A 1,238-nucleotide genomic window follows, 5' to 3' on the forward strand; every position below is an offset into this window, starting at 1 on the left:
TGACGGTCTCAAAGGGTCAGCGCATCACCGCTGGTCAGAAGGCCAGAATAGACCTCAGATGGTGACCGATAGCCCAGGATGCGCCGTGGACGGTCGTTGAGTTCCGCGGCGATCCAATCAAGGTCGGGTTGGTCGAACTTGCGCAGGTCGGCGTTCTTGGGCATGTACTGCCGAAGGAGCCCGTTCGTGTTCTCGTTGGTTCCGCGCTCCCAGGGACTGCGCTTATGGCAGAAGTAGATCCGGACCCCGGTGTCAGCGGCGAGCGCTTGGTGCTCGGCCATCTCACGGCCGCGATCCCAGGTCAGACTCCGCCGAAGCGGTTCAGGGATGTGCAGCAGCTGGCGGGTGAGGTAGGGCCGGACCTCGTGGGCCTTGATGCCATCGGGAAGGGCGACCAGGGCGGTGAATCGGCTGGTGCGCTCAACGAGCGTGGCGATCGCCGACGGACGTGTGCCCATGAGGAGGTCACCCTCCCAGTGGCCGGGCAGCGTGCGGTCATCGACCTCGGCGGGGCGAGCGCTGATGGAGACCATGTCACGGATGACGCCGCGGCCGGTGCGCTGCTTTGCTCCTTTCGGGTGGCGCATGGGGCGGGCGCTCCGCAACTGCCGGGTCAGCGTCCGGTCGATGCTGCGCCGGCGCCGGGGATCGAACAGCGACAGGTAGATCGCCTCGTGCGAGATCTGCAGGTCTGGCGCGAGCGGGAAGGTTCGGCGCAGCCATCCGGAGATCTGCTCGGGTGACCAGCGCAGGGCGAGCTTGTCCTGCACGATCGCGCGCAGCGCTGGATGGCGAGCCAGCTTGGTGGGCTTGGGGCGGCGCGCACGCCGGTAGGCGGCCTGATCAGCGATGACGGCGCGATAGGCGAAGCGTCCGCCGTTACGTGCGATCTCACGTGAGATCGTCGAGGAGGCCCGGCCCAGTCTCCGAGCCAGGACGCGAGCGGAGAGGCCGGCGGCCAGCCCGCGGGAGATCTCCTCCCGCTCGGCGCAGGACAAGTGCCCGGCAGAGCGCCCTTGAGGCTTGTGCCGAATGCCGCCGGTCTGCGCGAGAAAGCTACGAACGTGATGCATGGGCACGCCCAGCGCCCGCCCCATCGCGTTGAACGACTCACCCGCGCGCCACCGGTGCCAGATCTCATCCTGCTGAGCTGGCGAGAACCCGTAGTCCCTCATGCGACCCCCATCGCTACAAGATCGATTATGCGATGCGCTGATCACTTGAGCTCAAGATCGTTT

Annotated in this window: 1 protein-coding gene; it reads right to left on the reverse strand. The window is 66.8% G+C overall.

From position 1 onward, the window contains the following. Positions 1-8 precede the first annotated feature (8 nt). Positions 9-1,175: an IS30 family transposase gene (locus ACIBI5_RS54275; RefSeq protein WP_397259674.1), complete on the reverse strand. Its 1,167-nt coding sequence runs from the start codon at positions 1,173-1,175 to the stop codon at positions 9-11. Between the last annotated feature and the right edge of the window lie 63 nt (positions 1,176-1,238).

The organism is Nonomuraea sp. NPDC050540 (assembly GCF_044457485.1).
GTDB lineage: Bacteria > Actinomycetota > Actinomycetes > Streptosporangiales > Streptosporangiaceae > Nonomuraea.

What these genes read in the sequence shown, in the direction of transcription:
- ACIBI5_RS54275 (WP_397259674.1), bottom strand. Translation starts at nt 1,175, where the DNA reads ATGAGGGACTACGGGTTCTCGCCAGCTCAGCAGGATGAGATCTGGCAC.